Origin of the sequence: Pseudobythopirellula maris (genome assembly GCF_007859945.1) — a bacterium.
In the GTDB taxonomy this organism is placed as follows: Bacteria; Planctomycetota; Planctomycetia; order Pirellulales; family Lacipirellulaceae; genus Pseudobythopirellula; species Pseudobythopirellula maris.
Window position 1 is genome coordinate 1,003,540 of sequence record NZ_SJPQ01000002.1, and the last position, 16,163, is coordinate 1,019,702.

14 protein-coding genes are annotated in these 16,163 nt (G+C 66.4%); 6 read left to right on the forward strand and 8 right to left on the reverse strand.

Features of this window, described 5'->3' with window-relative positions:
* Positions 1–43 precede the first annotated feature (43 nt).
* The 8 genes from Mal64_RS11745 to Mal64_RS11780 all read right to left on the reverse strand — a co-directional run bounded on the left by Mal64_RS11745 (position 44) and on the right by Mal64_RS11780 (position 8,305).
* Positions 44–757, reverse strand: coding sequence for a phosphatase PAP2 family protein (locus Mal64_RS11745; protein WP_146400324.1), 714 nt, complete (start codon positions 755–757; stop codon positions 44–46).
* Positions 758–910: 153 nt separating this feature from the next.
* Positions 911–1,480 carry a LemA family protein gene (locus Mal64_RS11750; protein WP_146400326.1) on the reverse strand — a complete coding sequence of 190 codons (570 nt, stop codon included), beginning with the start codon at positions 1,478–1,480 and terminating at the stop codon, positions 911–913.
* Positions 1,481–1,515: 35 nt separating this feature from the next.
* The gene (locus tag Mal64_RS11755) at positions 1,516–2,211 is read right to left on the reverse strand and encodes a hypothetical protein (RefSeq protein ID WP_146400328.1); all 696 of its coding nucleotides are present in this window, start codon (positions 2,209–2,211) and stop codon (positions 1,516–1,518) included.
* Between the two features lie 190 nt (positions 2,212–2,401).
* A complete protein-coding gene (locus Mal64_RS11760; RefSeq protein ID WP_231993688.1) occupies positions 2,402–3,043 on the reverse strand; it encodes an RNA polymerase sigma factor in 642 nt (213 codons plus the stop codon).
* Positions 3,044–3,306: 263 nt separating this feature from the next.
* Entirely contained in the window at positions 3,307–3,639 is a 333-nt protein-coding gene (locus tag Mal64_RS11765) for a hypothetical protein (protein WP_146400330.1), read from the reverse strand.
* Positions 3,640–3,931: 292 nt separating this feature from the next.
* Complete coding sequence (locus Mal64_RS11770) at positions 3,932–4,822, reverse strand: cytochrome c (RefSeq protein WP_146400332.1); 891 nt, start codon at positions 4,820–4,822, stop codon at positions 3,932–3,934.
* A 556-nt stretch (positions 4,823–5,378) separates the two neighbouring features.
* Positions 5,379–7,043, reverse strand: a complete 1,665-nt coding sequence (locus tag Mal64_RS11775; protein WP_146400334.1) for a hypothetical protein — start codon at positions 7,041–7,043, stop codon at positions 5,379–5,381.
* Positions 7,044–7,237: 194 nt separating this feature from the next.
* The gene (locus Mal64_RS11780) at positions 7,238–8,305 is read right to left on the reverse strand and encodes a hypothetical protein (protein ID WP_146400336.1); all 1,068 of its coding nucleotides are present in this window, start codon (positions 8,303–8,305) and stop codon (positions 7,238–7,240) included.
* A gap of 122 nt (positions 8,306–8,427) precedes the next feature.
* On the opposite strand from Mal64_RS11780, the gene Mal64_RS11785 reads away from it, so the two are divergent.
* The 6 genes from Mal64_RS11785 to Mal64_RS11810 all read left to right on the forward strand — a co-directional run bounded on the left by Mal64_RS11785 (position 8,428) and on the right by Mal64_RS11810 (position 15,758).
* Entirely contained in the window at positions 8,428–9,231 is an 804-nt protein-coding gene (locus Mal64_RS11785) for an SAM-dependent methyltransferase (RefSeq protein WP_146400338.1), read from the forward strand.
* A 375-nt stretch (positions 9,232–9,606) separates the two neighbouring features.
* Positions 9,607–11,148 (forward strand): RNA polymerase factor sigma-54, encoded by a 1,542-nt coding sequence (rpoN, locus tag Mal64_RS11790; RefSeq protein ID WP_146400340.1) that lies wholly within the window; start codon positions 9,607–9,609, stop codon positions 11,146–11,148.
* Between the two features lie 394 nt (positions 11,149–11,542).
* Positions 11,543–12,019, forward strand: a complete 477-nt coding sequence (locus Mal64_RS11795; RefSeq protein ID WP_146400342.1) for a CBS domain-containing protein — start codon at positions 11,543–11,545, stop codon at positions 12,017–12,019.
* A 101-nt stretch (positions 12,020–12,120) separates the two neighbouring features.
* Entirely contained in the window at positions 12,121–13,971 is a 1,851-nt protein-coding gene (locus tag Mal64_RS11800) for a 2-oxoacid:acceptor oxidoreductase subunit alpha (RefSeq protein WP_146400344.1), read from the forward strand.
* A gap of 126 nt (positions 13,972–14,097) precedes the next feature.
* Positions 14,098–15,123: a 2-oxoacid:ferredoxin oxidoreductase subunit beta gene (locus Mal64_RS11805; RefSeq protein WP_146400346.1), complete on the forward strand. Its 1,026-nt coding sequence runs from the start codon at positions 14,098–14,100 to the stop codon at positions 15,121–15,123.
* A gap of 95 nt (positions 15,124–15,218) precedes the next feature.
* Positions 15,219–15,758 (forward strand): CBS domain-containing protein, encoded by a 540-nt coding sequence (locus Mal64_RS11810; RefSeq protein WP_146400348.1) that lies wholly within the window; start codon positions 15,219–15,221, stop codon positions 15,756–15,758.
* The last annotated feature ends 405 nt before the right edge of the window (positions 15,759–16,163 follow it).

The following is a 16,163-nucleotide window of genomic DNA, read 5'->3' on the forward strand; positions in this document are numbered from 1 at the left end:
CGCAAGCAGCTCCGGTCGCATCGTTTACCCGCCGCAGGAGGGCTCACGGCGCGCCGTCGCCGCGTTCGCCCCAGCCGCGGGCCAGGGTCGTGACCGCCAGCCAACTCACGATGGCCCACGCGACGCCGATCGCCCAGCCGGCCAGCACGTCGGTCGGCCAGTGGACGCCCAGGTACACGCGGCTCATGCCGACGGCCACGGTCACCAGCACCGCCGACCCCATGACGAACCAGCGCAAGCGGCGGCCCCGCTGGGCCGCGGCGACCGTGGCGCCGAGCGTCAGGTAGACCACCGCCGCGGTCATCGAGTGCCCGCTCGGGAAGCTGCGTGTGTAAACGTGCGAGCCGTGCGGCACGAGGTCGGGGCGGGGGCGGTCGAAGCCGCTCTTGAGCAGCAGGCCGAGCAGCGTGCCCCCCACCACGGCCACCAGCAGCAGCGTCGCGACACGGCGTTTGTCCTGCAGCCACAGCAGCCCGGCGGCGAACACGGTGATCAGCGTCGTGACACCCACGCCCCCCAGCGCGGTGAAGTCGCGCATCAGCTCTTCGAGCCAACGGGGCCCGACCGGCTCGGCCGGGTCGTCGGCGTCGCGCAGCGCGAGCAGCAGCCGCTCGTCGAGCGCTTGCATCTCGCCCTCGGCCACCTCGTCGGCGAGCTCGAGAAAGCCCCACAGCGCCAACGCCCCCACGAGCAGCACCGACAGCAGCCGCCAGTGGCTTCGGAACCGCGCGGCGAATTCACGGATGGGGCTGAGCATGACGGGTCGCTGCCTAGGCTGGGGAGCAAGAAACACCGGCCCGCATGGGCCGGTGACCCTCCAATTGTAGCAACGCCCATCGGCAGGCGGCCCGGCCGGCCGCACGCACCCACGACGAGCAGACCTCAACGGAACCAACGCCCGCGGTGGGGATCAGTTGGCCCAGCCGGGAGCCCGACGAGCGGCTTCACTCGTCAGCTCGAAGTAGCTCGCCCGCTCGACGCCCATCACGCCCGCCACAAGGCTCGCCGGGAACTGCTCGCGCAGCTCGTTCAGCTCCCGTACGTTGCCGTTGTAAAACCGCCGCGAAGCGGCGATGCGGTCCTCGGTGTTCGACAACTCGCGTTGCAACGCCAGGAAGTGGGTGTCGGCCTTCAGCTCGGGATAGCCTTCGGCCACGGCCAAGAGCCGCCCGACGCCGATCTCGAGCGCCGACTCGTCGACCGCTTGCTCGGTCGCCGAGCCGTGGTTCCGCATCGCTTGGTTTCTCAACTCGGCCGTCTCGCGGAAGACCTGCTCCTCGTGCGAGGCGTAGCCTTTGACCGTCTCGACCAGGTTGGGGATCAGGTCGTAGCGGCGTTGCATCTCGACCCCGATGTCGGACCAGCTCTCCCGCAAGTGCTGCCTGAGCGTCACGAAGCGGTTGTAGTTGATCAGGAACCAAACAAACGGCGCCGCCAACACGGCGCCCAGCAGCAGGAGCAGGGGGATAGCGGCTTCCATCGGTCTCGTCGGGCGATAGAGGATAAGCGACGGGTTCAGGCGCGCAGCTCGCTCAACACGTGCTCGGGCCACAGCTGGCAAAAACGCTCGGCCCACGCGAGTGTCGCGCGGAACGCCTCGGGTTCCCAGAGGCCATTGCGGCGGGTGAGCAGGCAGTAGCGTCCCGACAGCGAGATGTCGGGCGGCGACCCGTCGAGCAAGAACTCCATCATCCTCGGGTGCATCAGGTCGTATGTGAAACGCTTGTCGCTGCCGGTCACGTGGAACCGGTCGCTGAACTCCGCCGACTCGAAGTCGATGTCGTCCATCCCGAACCAGCCCGCGAGTTTGTCGAACATCCCCTCGCCGCGGACCGCCATCTCCGGCGCCGGCGAGATTGGCAGCTCGAGCAAGAGGTAGCTGAAGCGGTGTGTGTGGGTCGTGGTTTTCTTCCCTTGCCGCGACGTGGTCTTGTACAGGAAGTCGCCCGTCCAGGCGTGGCATTCCTCCCCCATCGCCGCCGCGGTTCCTGCGAGCGTGTTGAAAATCCGCTGCGAGTGCCCCTGTGAGAATCGCCGGAAGGGCTCGTAGCGGTGCGGCAGCCGGCGATTCGCCGATGGCTCGAAGCTCCAGCCCAACTCTCCCGCCAGCCCCGCGAGCTTCTCGCTGCGCAGCTTCGCCTGCCGGCCGCCGAGCACGGCGACCGTCACGAAGAACACGGCAATGAGACAAAAGAAGGCGACGACAGCCACGCGAGGCCTTGGCTTGAGGGGTGCGACCGCTTGCTCACCGAGGCTCGGATTGTAGCAGCCCCGGGCGACGCCCCCCAACACGACAAAACCCGGCGCAGGGGCCTAGGGGCGGACAAGCCCTCGGCCCCCGCGCCGGGCGCGAGGGGGAGTTTCGATTAACACCAGCCAACCACCCGGCCGACGCGGCGTCTCAGGCACTGAGCAGCTCGGGCGACTCGTCGGCCGCGGCGAACGCCTCGGCGAGCTCCACCGCCAGCCGCTTGCGCGCCACGTGCAGCCGACGCTTGATCGTGCCGACCGGCGCCGAGAACGCGTCGCTCATCTCCAGGAGCGACTCGCCCCGCATGTAGAACGCCTCGAGCGTGCTGCGGTCCATCTCGCCGAGCCGGCCCATGCCGTCGCGCACCTGCTCGGCCCGCTCGACGGTCAGCGCCAAGTCGATCGGCGTCGAGGGCTCGACGCAAACCGCCTCGAGCGTCTGCGGCTCGGCCGACACGTGCCGGCGACGACGCACCTGACGGTTGATCGCCATCCGCACGGTGATCTGCCGCAGCCACCCGCCGAAGGCGGCCGGCTCCTTGAGCTGGTGCAGCCGCTCCATCGCCTTGATGAGCACCTCTTGGCTGAGCTCCTGCGCCTCGGCGTGGTCGCCCAGTCGCCGCATCGCGACGCTCTGCACCATCCCCTCGAAGCGTGTGACGAGCTCGCCGAAGGCGGCCCGGTCGCCCAGTTGGGCCTCGAGCACCAACTCTTCGGTGGTCATCTCGGTCAGCGGATCGGCCAACCGGTCGTCCAGCTGGAAAGTCGTTTCGGTCTCGAAAGCGGTAGCCATAGTTCTCTCTCGCCTGGGGCCCGCGGCGACTAGCGGCCGGCGGGCGGTGTGCTGGGAAGCTGGCGGCTCTCTAAACGGAGCGACCAGGGGCGTGGCGGGGTGGGCGACGGCGGAGGCGCGGATCCAACGGCTTGGGCCTGGGAGCGTGTGAGTCCTGAAGCGGAAACACGCGCAAAGGCCGGGGGCCGGGCGGGGCGCCGGGTCGTCTCGGGTGAGGTCGGGATGTCGGGGGCTTGTGAGGAGCCCGTCGATTCAGCCCGTCTCTAGGAGACGATCGAGCGACTTACCGAGTCGCGCGATGATCCGGAGCGGCGTACGCGTTTGACCGGTACGAGCGCCGCTACGGATACGTCATAGACGCTCCGTGCTGCACTGCGCCGACAACACGCCGCCGCGGGCGCCGGGCACGGCATTGCGCCGCGCCAACCGTCCGATAGCCAGCCGCCGCGCATCACGCCCACATGGGAACGCTCAAAGAGTGCGCGCAACGACGCCGAGACGCCGATCACCGTGCAACCGATCGCCGTAACAGCGGCGCCAATGCCGCGAATCGCGGCGACTTGGATCGAGTTGATTTGGTTGATGATCGTGCTCATTTCGGCCCTCGCTGCGCACTTGGCGCGGCTAAGAGAGAACTGCAAATGGAAACTCTTGACGGAACATCGGCACAGGCCGACGCCCCGGTGCGGCCCAAATGGGGCCAACACAAGCATTTCACGCTCACGGGGCGGGGTCAAGCAGAGAGATCTGCAATCGGGGCCCTCGCCACGCGGCGTCCCCCCTGAGACCGGCGCCGGCGCCGGTGGGTTCGCCCTCAGGATGGCTTTTTCCGAGAAAACCACTCGAACCCTCAAAAAGCAGCGTTTGCGTGGCCCAGGGAGCCCCGCTTCAGCCGCGATAGTCGTCGTGGCACGCCGCGCAAGACCGCTGGCACGCCTCCAGAGCGGTCGCGGCGGCCGCCCGGTCCTCGCCCTCGGCCGCCGTGGCGAGCGAACTGGCCGCTTCGCGGAGCTGTCGGGCGTAGGCGGCGTACGACTCGTCGTCGGCGTCCTCGAGCCCCTCGGCGAGCAGGGCCTCGGCTAGCACGGCCAGCAGCTGCGCCTCGTGGCGGGCGTCGGCGGCGCCGCGACGCCAGGAACGCCGGTCGACGAGCGTCTCCGGCAGCCGCTCGCCCGTGGCCAGCTCCATCCGCCGCATCAGCACGCCGCGGCCGGCGGGCGACCCGTTGCTGGTGACAGGCGGCTCGGGGCGAGCTCCGCGGACGAGCTCGGCGAGCGCGTCGCGTAGGGCTTCGGCTCGTTGGAAGGGGGCGCCGCTGTCGATCTCCGCCGCGGCGCCGGCGAACGAGACGCTCCAGCGCGGCGCCACAGCTTGCCAGCGGACCGGTTCGTCGTGCTCGGCGGCCACACGGAACATCAGCCCCAGCAGCGCCGCCGCGTCGCGCGTTTGTCGCCAACCGCCGGCGCGGAACGCCGGCTCGGAGCGCGTCGCCTCGGCGATCGCGGCGGCTTGGCGTTTGATCTCGGTCTCGACCACGTCGGCGGCGATCCAATCTCCCCACGCCCCAGCGGTCGCCGGCGCCGGGGCGATCGCCGTGGGCTGCTCCGCCGCCGGCGCCGAGTAGTCGGGCCGCTCGCCCTCGAGGGCCGCGAACGCGTCGTCGAAGAAGACGGCCCGCTCCTCCTCGCTGAACGTGGGCGGCGCCGCGCGCTCGGCGGCGCTTGCAGCCGACCCCCCCAGGCCCACCAGAATCACGACCGCCACGCCAAGAGGTTTCATGCCGTCAGCCATAGCGGTGGAAGGTTGAGTGAAGACGCCAGCCGTGGCGAGAAATCGTAGTGGCCAATATTCGTTGAGAATCGTTTGCCGAGAGTCGCTGCAAAAAAGTCGCCGCGTGGATTCGCGCCAGCCGTCGGCCGAAAAACGCAACCTAGCGTCTCGACACCATGCGATCTTCCATCAGAACGCAACCCGGCCACTGAAAACGACCCCCTGCGGCGCCCAATTATCTTGATAGCCGATCGAACGCGAAATTTCTGCAAAGCGTTTTGAGCCAAGCGCGCAGAAGTCATTTTTAGGCCAACGCCATTTTGTTCTAACGCCCCGCCGGGCAACGCCTTGCGGCAAGAATCGCCCGTCGAGGAATCGACGTAAGTCGCGCAAAACTATTCTTGGGCCAACTTTTGAGCCGGCGCGGCGTCTCACCGACTCTCATCATGCCGCGACGCGGTGCGAAACCCACGGGACGCCCGGCTGCGAAACCGCCTTGGCCTCATGTGCTGCGCACCCCGACAATCACTTGTGCATGCGGCGCGGTTCACTGAGCGATAGAGAATCAGAATCCTCCAAACGGATCGGCGCCTTCAAACGGATCGGGCCCCGTTGGCTCGGGACGCGGCGATTGGATGAGCTCTTCTTGTGAGTCTTCGACTAAGGCTTGCACCTTGGGAGGGCACGCCTTTTCTAGAAACAAGACGTCTTCGGGGGTGAGGGTCGACGAGACCAAGAAGAATTGCTCAGGCCTGATCGACGAAGCAATCCGAACGCATTCCTCCAGGTTCAATGATCCTTGCTTGAGTGTCAGGCACTCGAGGCGTTTGTTCGAGAAGCGGCAGTGGCTCAGTTCGCTCATGGAGAAAGATGTCTTGAACGACTCGAACCAATGGAGTTCGCCGCAGCGGCTGAGGAGTTCGATCGCCGTTTCTTGCGAGTCGAAGGTTCCCAGGTAGAGCTCTTTCACCGCGCTCAGGTCGTCTGGCAGGCGCCGGAGCATCTCCCGGTCGAGATGGACGCCTTCGAGCTCGAGGCTATAGATCGGCCCCGAACGCCTTCGGTAGTAGCGCTCCCTTCCGAGCCAGCGATCGATACGATGGCGTGTCACGTCCCAGAGCTCGTCGGTGTCACGACTCTCCCACAGCACCTCGTAGCGTTTGCCCTTAGCGAAATCGCTCAATTCTTCGTCCGTCGCGACAATGTGCAGTCGGACTTCTTTGAGCGCGGGCAGGTTGTCGAGCGGCTCTAGGTCTTCGACAAACAGGTTTTTGCTTCTCAATTCAAGTGATTCGAGCCGCCTCATTGAGGAAATCGCGCGCCAGTCGTCCTTGTCGATCGAGAGATGTTGCAGGCTGAGGCTGGTTAGTCGCGGAAGGCGCTTGGCGATCGGCTCAAGACCGGGAGCCTCGGCGCCCCATTCGCCCTGCAATCGATTCTGTACATTGGCGGCGAATCCGCCCTCAGGCTCGCCGCCCCAAGAAAGCTCTGTCAGCCTCGGCAATTCTCCGAGGGCGTCGAGTAGCTCCATGGAGGGTAGTTTGGCGGGGTAGGCCCCATTGCCGTGATAGCTTTCCAATCGCCGCATTTCGCTGATCGCGTCGTGGTCCGATTGGGTGAGATGGGGATCCGTTGTCGACAAACTTACGACGTGATTGCAAAAGGGCACCAAGAGCGGGTTGCCTAAGAGGCGAGATAGGATTTCAGGGCATTGGAGCTCATGCCGGCATGCCACTCGTGCGGGCCCAGTCGGCTGGCGAATCGTTTTGAGCGCGGCGTTCTCCCGAGCTTGGTCGTGCAGGTGCGTTGCGCGCCACCCCAGCGTGAGCGCCACCAGCGTCGTCAGCTCCAGTAGGTCGAGCAGCACAAAGCCCCGGCCGCGGCGACGGCGTCGCCAGCACTCGCACAACGCGACCACCGCCGCCACCAGCGCCGCGGCGATCAACAGATCGACGGCAAGAGCCGACAGGCTAAAGTAGTAGAGCTTCGTGTGGGAGAACCAGGCCGTAGGAATGCACCAGGAGACGGGAGGCCCGGGCGAATAGAATTCGTCTGGTAGTGAGAATTCCCTACGGAGATACTCGTGGGGCCAACCGTGTGACCACACGGTGACTTGGCGATAGCCTTCAAGCCATGGGGGCGGCCCGATGCCCGCGGACCTACCGTAGGCTTGGTACCTCCCGTATTCGTTTGAGAGTCTCGTATTGCCGGGGAGCACGACGAGCGTCATCGCGAGAGTGGACAACGCCAGGACGACCCAAGACAGCCGGCAGAGACGCAAAGGGCCCAGCGCTTTTCGCCGAACGATCGGGCTATCCTTCGAGCGGCCGGCGTGACGGGGGGGAGCGGAAGCCATTGAGCCGAGATGCTGTGAGAACGGCGGGGAGTGTCTGCGACAACCTCGGTTCGGTTGCTGACGGTCAACTATTCCGCCGGCGCCCCGCGCCGCAGCCGCTGGCCGCTGGTGCGGAGGAACAACAGCAGCGCTGCGAGCGAGCCGTAAGCTAGCACCATCCAGCAGGGCCAATACTCGTGCATGTCGTGCAGGAGGTTGTCGATGCTCCGCCAAGCGGGGTACCAGTTGGTTGTCCTGGCGCGTCCCCATATCTCTGCCGACCAATTGATCAACGGGGCGGAGATCGCCGCGAAGAACACGGCGGCAACCAGCAGCCGCAGCCACAAGCGGGCCCCACCCAGCACGACCCAGATCACGACCAAGCAGCCGAGCGTCATCAGCGTGCTGATCGTCAGGACGTATAAGAGCTCACTGCCGAAGACTCCGAAACTCCCCAAGGACCGCACCATCATTTCGCTGTTCACACGCAGCAGCGCGAACAGGGGGGCGAGCGCGGAGGACCAGAGGAGCATGTGAACCACGCCAAACTGCGAGGCGCGTCGCACGCCGACCACTTCAGTGCGATCGCGGCTCGCAGCGACGTCGGCGAGCCGCCAGCCGCGCCAGCGGAGCGCGACGCACGCCACGCCGAGCCCGAGCAGGCTGACAGTGAGCAGGAGCGGCCAAGCGTCGTAGCTCCACCCTGTGTCGGGGTGGAAGGCCACCGGCAAGATCGCCGCGATCGACAGGCAGGCGATCGGCAGCCGCCAGACCCAACGGATCTCGCTGAGGATCGACCAGAAGACAAGCATCCCCGCCTGGGCAAGCACGATGGCCGCGGTCGACGCGGAGTCGAAAGAGGTCGAGACGTATCGGACGTAAACGCCCAAGTCGACGAGGGCCACCGCCCAAACAAACACCACGACCCGCAGCACAGGCCGCGCGACGCCCCGCCCTACGGCCCAGGCCAGAAAGGCGATCTTCAACGCGACCAGCAGCGCGAAGCTGAGTGCGTCGACGCGCAGGGCGTCGCTCCACACGTTGTAGTCGTTGGTCAGCAGGTCGGCCGCCACCACGGCCGACGGGGCGGCGACCGCGATCAGCAACGAGCGCCGATCGACGCCAACGGTGGTTGAGTTCGATGCGGGATTCGGCATAGGCTAGAATATAGCGGCAGAGAGAGGCGTGGGCACATTGCGATCGTGTGGCGTGCGTGGGGTGGAAAGACCCCGCCGCGACATCGGTCCGCTTAAGCTTTTCTCCGACGCGCGATCTTCTCATGCTTGAACTGCTGTGGAACGCCCCGCTCAGCGAGGCGAGCATGGACCGTTGCCTCTCGGCCATCGAGCTGCCCACCGGGGCCCGGGTGCTCGATGTCGGTTGCGGTTGCGGCGAAGTGTTGATCCGGCTGCACGAGCGGCACGGGCTCACGGGCATGGGCGTCGACACCTCGGCCGCTTGTCTCGAAGAGGCGCGGCGGCGGGCCGTGTCGCGCATCTTGTACGGCGCGCTCGAGTTTGTGCTCGCCGACGTGACGGTGCTCGACCTGGAGCGCGAGGCGTATGGCCTCGCCCTCTGCCTGGGCGCCAGTCACGCCTTCGGCCACGGCCCCCACGCCTTCGGCGGGGCGCTCGAGCGGCTCGCCGAGCTGGTCGAGCCGGGCGGGCTGATCTTGATCGCCGACAAGTACCTCAAGCAACCCGCGCCGCCGGAGTACCGCCGGCTGCTCGGCCCCGCGCCGCCCGACGATCAAACACACGCCGCGAACGTGATGACAGGCGCCGAGCTGGGGCTCACAGCCCTGGGCGCCTGGACGAGTTGCGACCAGGAGTGGGACGACTACGAGTGGGCCCGCCAGCGGGTGGTCGAGGGCCGCGCGGCGCGGCGTCGTAAGCATGCGGGCGTCAACGGATTCGAGGGAGCGGCCGACGACGCGACGGCCGACACCGAGTCGGTCGCCCGCGCGCTCGCCAAGCGGCGTGCGTGGATGGCCGCCTACCTGCGGCATGGCCGCCACACGTTGGGCTACGGCGTGTACCTGTTTAAGAAAGGTGACAACCCGCCTCCGGGCGCCGACAATTAACGCTTGCGTGGCGCCCGAGCGACCAAGCGTGCGGCGGAGCGAGCCGGCACAGAAGGGGGTCTTTGCGGGCTGGGACGCATAAACGGTTCGACCCGAACCTGCGGGCCGGTGGAGCTTTTCGCGGGGCGGGCGGGTGCTCTTAAAAGAGGGGGCTTCCGCCGGTTTAGCGCAGTAGAGTTCAGGGCCTATTGATTTGACCTCGTTGGCCCCAGAGCGGTATGCTTAACGCGCCCCCGGAGGGCAAACCAACTGGGCCGAGCGATGGCCCCGCTAGCATGCGGAACCTTTCCCGCAAGCGGACAACGACGCTCGGCGTCATCGCGTAGACATTTTCTTTCCGCTCGGCTCAACACCCAAGTTCAGGCAGGACCCGCCATGCGCCTCTCGCTCGGTCAGCAAATGCAGCTGGCGCAAAAGCAGGTGCTCGCGCCGCGGATGATCCAGTCGATGGAGATCCTCCAGCTGCCGATCTTGGCGCTGCAGGAACGCATCGAACAGGAGATGCAAGACAACCCGTGCCTCGACCTGGTGGAGCCCGGCTCCGAGTCGGACGGCGACGGGGCGGACGGCGATTCGAACGACCGCGAGTCGGCCGACTCGGGCGACGACAGCGAGCGCGAGCTGGTGGTGGACGAGAGCCACAGCGAGGACGACTTCGAGCGCCTCGTGAACATGGCCGAGAACCTGCCGGACGACTACGAGGAGCGTAGCCGCCCCTCGCGTGGTCAGATGGAGGCCGAGGCCGACCGCGCCCACGACCAACTGGCCAACATGGTCGCGCGTGCGGAGAGCCTGTCCGATTATCTGCACCACCAGATCAGCTGGTTCGACCTGGAGGAAGAGCTCCGCAAGATGGTCGACCGGATCATCTTCAGCCTCGACACGAACGGCTACCTCAAGACGCCGCTCGAGGAATTGCTCCCCCCCTTGGCGCCGGAGCTCAACGGCTCGGCCGAGGAGGCGCGAGCCGCTCAGCTCGAGCTGGCCGAGCGCGCTCTGGTGGTGGTGCAGCACCTCGACCCGCGCGGTGTGGGCGCCCGCAGCCTGCGCGAGTGTTTGCTGCTGCAGCTGCAGCCCGGCATGCCGCTCGAGGAGGAGGTCCGTACGCTGATCACCGACCACCTGGCCGATCTGGAGGGAAACCGCCTGCCGCTGATCGCCAAGAAGACCGGCTACTCGATCGACACGATCAACGTGGCGCTCGAGGAGCTGCGGCATTTGAAGCCGAAGCCGGGCGCCGACTTCATCGACGCCGTCGTGCCGAGCGTCACGCCGGACGTGTTCGTCGAGAAGAACGACGACGGCAAGTACGAGGTGCGGCTCGAGGACGGCACGCTGCCGCCGCTCTACGTGAGCCCGTACTACCGCAAGATGCTGCAACGCGCCTCGGGCGCCGACACCGAGACCCGCGAGTACATCAAGCGCAAGGTCAACTCGGCCCAGTGGCTGATCGAGTCGATCGAGCAGCGTCGCAGCACGCTGACCCGCGTTTCGCAGGCGATCGTCGACCACCAGACGCGGTTCCTGGACGACGGCCCCGACGCGATCGAGCCGCTGAAGATGCAGCAGATCGCCGACAAGGTGCACGTGCACGTCACGACCGTGAGCCGGGCGGTCGACGACAAGTGGATCCAGACGCCGCGAGGCATTTTCCCACTGAAGCGGTTCTTTGTCGGCGGCACGACGAGCGCCGACGGCGAGGAGGTGGCTTGGGACCGGGTGCGGATCAAGCTGCAAGAGATCGTCGACGCCGAGGACAAGTCGGCGCCGCTCTCGGACGACGCCTTGGTGAAGGCCCTGGCCGAAGAGGGGATCACCGTGGCCCGTCGCACCGTGACCAAGTACCGCAAAGCGATGGACATCCCCAGCAGCCGCCAGCGGCGCGACTGGACCGAGAAAGAAGCCCCGGCCGGCTGAGCGCGGCGTGATCGGGTCGCCATTGCGCCCCGGCCGCCGATGGCCTCGGGCCGCACGCGGCAAGACGCCCGCCAGAAATCCGCAAGATTCGGCGCTTTATTGCGGTTCTAAGGGTCGCGGGAGCGTGATAAAATCTGGGACGAAGGCGGAGCAAGCACGCCGTTTCGACCCCCGGGTCGCCACGGATTTTGCGAGCGCCGAGGGGCGCCACCTGTTTTTTAGGGCGTCCCTTCGTTTTAATTTCTTAGTGAAACGGTTCTCCTTGTGAGGGGAGCCCAGCCCCCGGAAGCGTCAACCGGCAACAGGCTTTAGCACATCAGCCCAACTGTCCGACCCCGCAGCCAACCGCTCCGGGCGCCACATTTCTAGCGGACGGTTCTCGAAAGTTCCCACTGTGGACTTCCAACTCAGCTTGCAGAGCGAAAAGGCTCGCTCCGCCCACCCCGATCAGCCGCTCGCGATTGACCCGGGCGCTTCCCTCGGCGAGGCCATCTCGCTCTTGCGGGCGCAGAAGTCGAGCGCAGTGATGGTGTGCGAGGGCGATCAGCTTGTCGGCATCTTCACCGAACGCGACGCCCTGAGGCTGATGGCCGGCAAGGCCGACTTCTCGGCGCCGGTCAGCTCGGCGATGTCGCCCGAACCGGTGACGGTCGACGAGAACGCCACGCTTGCCGAGGCGATCCAACTGATGACCGACGGCGGCTACCGTCACCTGCCGCTGATGTCGGGCGACGGCAAAGCGGGTTCGACGCCGATCGGCTCGGTCGACGTGCGGGGGATCGTCCACTACTTGGTGGAGCACTTCCCCAACACGATCTACAACCTGCCTCCCAGCGGGGCCGAGTCGAGCGCCGAACGGGAAGGCGCGTAGTCCTCCCGGCGACGACGATTTTTATGAGACACCCGTTTTAGAGACACCGGGTCATTCCGACCCCCGGCCAATTCCTCACCTAAGGCTTCAAGCAAACCAAGATGGCTACTGTAGCGGAGAAGGGCGTCGAGCAACTCGACGCGGCGACTGTGCGTTTCTGTGGAGACTCGGGCGACGGCATGCAGCTGGCCGGCACGCAGTTCACGCAGACCTCGGCCCTGGCCGGCAACGACGTCGCCACGTTCCCCGACTTCCCGGCCGAGATCCGCGCACCGCGCGGAACCAAGGCGGGTGTTTCGGGATTCCAGATCCATTTCTCCAGCCACGAGATCTTCACCCCGGGCGACGCGGTCGACGCCCTGGTGGCGATGAACCCGGCCGCGCTGGCGACGAACCTCGTTGACCTGCGCCCGGGCGGCATCCTGGTCTGCAACTCGAGCGCGTTCGACAAGAAGGGCCTCGAGCAAGCGGGCTACGAGACCAACCCGCTCGAAGACGGCAGCCTCGAGGGTCAGTACAAGCTGCACAGCGTCGACATGACCAAGGTCACCCGCGATGCGGTCGAGGGCCTCGGCCTGAGCGTCAAGGAAGCCGACCGCTGCCGCAACTTCTTCGCCATGGGCCTGGTGTTCTGGCTCTACGACCGGTCGCTCGACCCGACGCTGCGATTCATCGAAGACAAGTTCGCCAAGCGGCCCGATGTGGTGCAGGCCAACACGGCGGCGCTGAAGGCGGGTTTCAACTACGGCGAGACCGTCGAGGCGATCCACACCCAGTACCACGTGCCCAAGGCCAAGCTCGAGCCGGGCACCTACCGCAACATCATGGGCAACACCGCCCTGGCTTGGGGCCTGATGGCGGCGGCCAAGGCTTCGGAGAAGCGGCTGTACCTGGGCGCCTACCCGATCACGCCGGCCAGCGACATCTTGCACGAGCTCTGCAAGCACAAGAACTACGACGTGATGACGTTCCAGGCCGAGGACGAGATCGCGGCGATGACCGCCACGATCGGCGCCGCGTTCGCCGGCGCGATGGCCGTCACGGCCAGCAGCGGTCCTGGCATCGCGCTGAAGGGCGAGGGCATGGGCCTGGCCGTGATCATGGAGCTGCCGATGATCGTCATCAACGTGCAGCGCGGCGGCCCCTCGACCGGCCTGCCGACCAAGACCGAGCAGTCCGACCTGCTGCAGGCCGTGTTCGGCCGCAACGGCGAGTGCCCGATGCCCATCATCGCGGCGAGCAGCCCGGGCGACTGCTTCGACACGGCCCAGGAGGCGTGGCGTTTGGCCGTCAAGCACATGACGCCGGTCTTCCTGCTGACCGACGGCTACATCGCCAACGGCTCGGAGCCTTGGCAGGTTCCCAAGTTCAGCGACCTGCCGAAGATCCCGATCACTCACCCCGGCCCGCTGAACGAGGGCGAGGAGTTCAACGCCTACCAGCGCGACGAGTGGCTCGCCCGCCCGTGGGCGCTGCCCGGCACGCCGACGCTGGAGCACCGCCTGGGCGGCCTCGAGAAGCAGGACGTCACGGGCAACGTGAGCTACGACCCGACGAACCACCAGCACATGATCGACACGCGGGCCCAGAAGGTCGCGATGATCGCCGAGGACATCCCCGAGCAGGCCGTCGACGGCGCGACCGAGGGCGACCTGCTCGTCCTCAGCTGGGGCGGCCCCTACGGCGCCTGCGCCACGGCGGTCCACACCGCTCAGAAGGCGGGCAAGTCGGTCTCGCACGCCCACCTCAGGTACATCAACCCGTTCCCGAAAAACCTGGGCGACCTGCTCGGGTCGTTCAAGCGGGTGCTGATCCCCGAGCTGAACTGCGGCCAGCTGAGCGTGCTGATCCGCGACCGCTACATGATCGACACCGTGGGCCTCAACAAGGTGCAGGGCAAGCCGTTCACCGTCGGTGAGATCGTCGAAAAGATCAACGAGCTGGTCGCCTGACAGCGGCCAGAAGTGCGGGTTGCTGAACTCGGGATGCGGATCCCGTGCTTACAAGCCGCCCGAAGACGTATCATTTTCATCGCAAAGTAATCCGCATTCCGAATTCCGCACTGCGCACTCTCAATCATGTCTGTCGAAACACCGCTCCCCGTTCTCAAGCCCGCCGACTTCGCCAGCGACCAAGAGGTCCGCTGGTGCCCCGGTTGTGGCGACTACTCGATCCTCGCGCAGATGAAGAAGGTCATGCCGACCCTCGGCGTGCCGCGTGAGAAGGTGGTGTTCATCTCGGGCATCGGCTGCAGCAGCCGGTTCCCGTACTACATGAACACGTACGGCATGCACACGATCCACGGCCGTGCGCCGGCGGTCGCGACGGGCCTGAAGACCAGCCGCCCCGACCTGCAGGTGTGGGTCATCACGGGCGACGGCGACGGGCTGTCGATCGGCGGCAACCACCTGATGCACTGCATCCGGCGGAACATGGACCTGAACATCGTGCTGTTCAACAACCGCATCTACGGCCTGACGAAGGGTCAGTACTCGCCCACCTCGCCGCTCGGCAAGCGGACGAAGAGCACGCCGATGGGGGCGATCGACAACCCGCTGCACCCGCTGTCGATCGCCATCGGCTGCGAGGCGACCTTTGTCGCCCGCAGCATCGACACGAACGTCAAGCACCTGGAGCAAACCCTCAAGCGTGCGGCCGGCCACAAGGGCACGGCCTTTGTTGAGGTCTACCAGAACTGCAACGTCTTTAACGACGGCGCCTGGAGCTACGCCAAGGACCGCGACACCAAGGCCGAAACCACGCTCGAGCTCGAGCACGGCAAGCCGCTGATCTTCGGCAAGGACCGCGACAAGGGCGTGCGGCTCAACGGCCTGGAGCCCGAGGTCGTGGAGCTCGGCAAGGGCATCACCGAAGACGACCTGCTGTTCCACGACGAGAAGTCGGCCGAGCCGAGCCTCGCCTACTTGCTCAGCCGCATGCGTCACGAGGACGGCTTCCCCGAGCCGATCGGCGTGTTCCGCAGCGTCGACAAGCCGCGTTACGACGAGCTGATCAACGACCAGATCACGCAGGCCACGAGCGAGCGCGGACCGGGCGACCTCGACAAACTATTCAACGCCGGCGAGACCTGGACCGTAGAGTAAATGAGTGTTCTCCCTCCCCCCGTCGGCGGAGGGCTTAAGATAGTTCCCTCTCCCCCTAAGGAGAGGGAGGCCGTGTCCCCAACCCGCTTGCCGCCATGCTAGTTTGTCCGAACTGCGGAGCCGACGACCTCATCGAGGGCGACGACCAGTGCGACGTCTGCCAACAACCGCTCACGGACTTGTTCATTCGCGTGCCGGAGTGTTCGGTCGAGGCGTCGCTGCTGCGTGACCAGGTGGGCGAGTTGCCGGTCCACCCGCCCGTTTACGTGGAGCCCAGCACGACGGTCGGCGACGCCCTGCGGCTGATGGTCGACAACGGCATCGGCTGCGTGCTGGTGGTGGCGCCCGACGGACGCGGCGGCGAGCGGCTCGCCGGCATCTTCAGCGAACGCGACGCCGTGGTGCGTTTCGGGGCCGAGGCCGCCGCGGCCCACGACAAGCCGATCAGCCGCTACATGACCGCCAACCCGGCGGTCGTATCGGCCTCGGACAAGATCGCCTTCGCGATCCAAAAGATGGACGTCGGCGGCTACCGCCACCTGCCGGTGATGGAAGACGCCAAGCCGGTCAGCCTGATCTCGATCCGAGACATCTTGCGCTACCTCACAGAGCGTGCGGCCGCTGCGACCGGCTGAACCGGCCCCCCCGCACGAGGGAACTCTCCCCAGATTGACTAGATCGCCCGGACGAAAATGCTTGCCCGGTCCGTGGGCCGTGACTAGTCTTGAGGTATAAGCCGTGCGGGCGTCCGCCCCGTGGCCCCTCCTGCACCCCGCGCACAACCGCCGCTAATGCCAAGCTTCGCCCGCGTTTAAGCCCCATTTTGTGTGGGGTTTCCCGATTTCGATCGGGGCGCTGCCGGCATTGGATTCGAGCCGAGGCGGTCGAGGGTTGAGCGTCGCTTTTCTTGCGACGCGAGTTTACTCCCCCCACCGAAATGTTCGTTCGAGCGTTCCGTCGCGCTCGGCGAATCCCCCCTCTGGGCGTTTCTCTCCGTCGGTCGCCGCGCGTCTCTCCCCGCGAGCGAAGCCGCAGCTGCA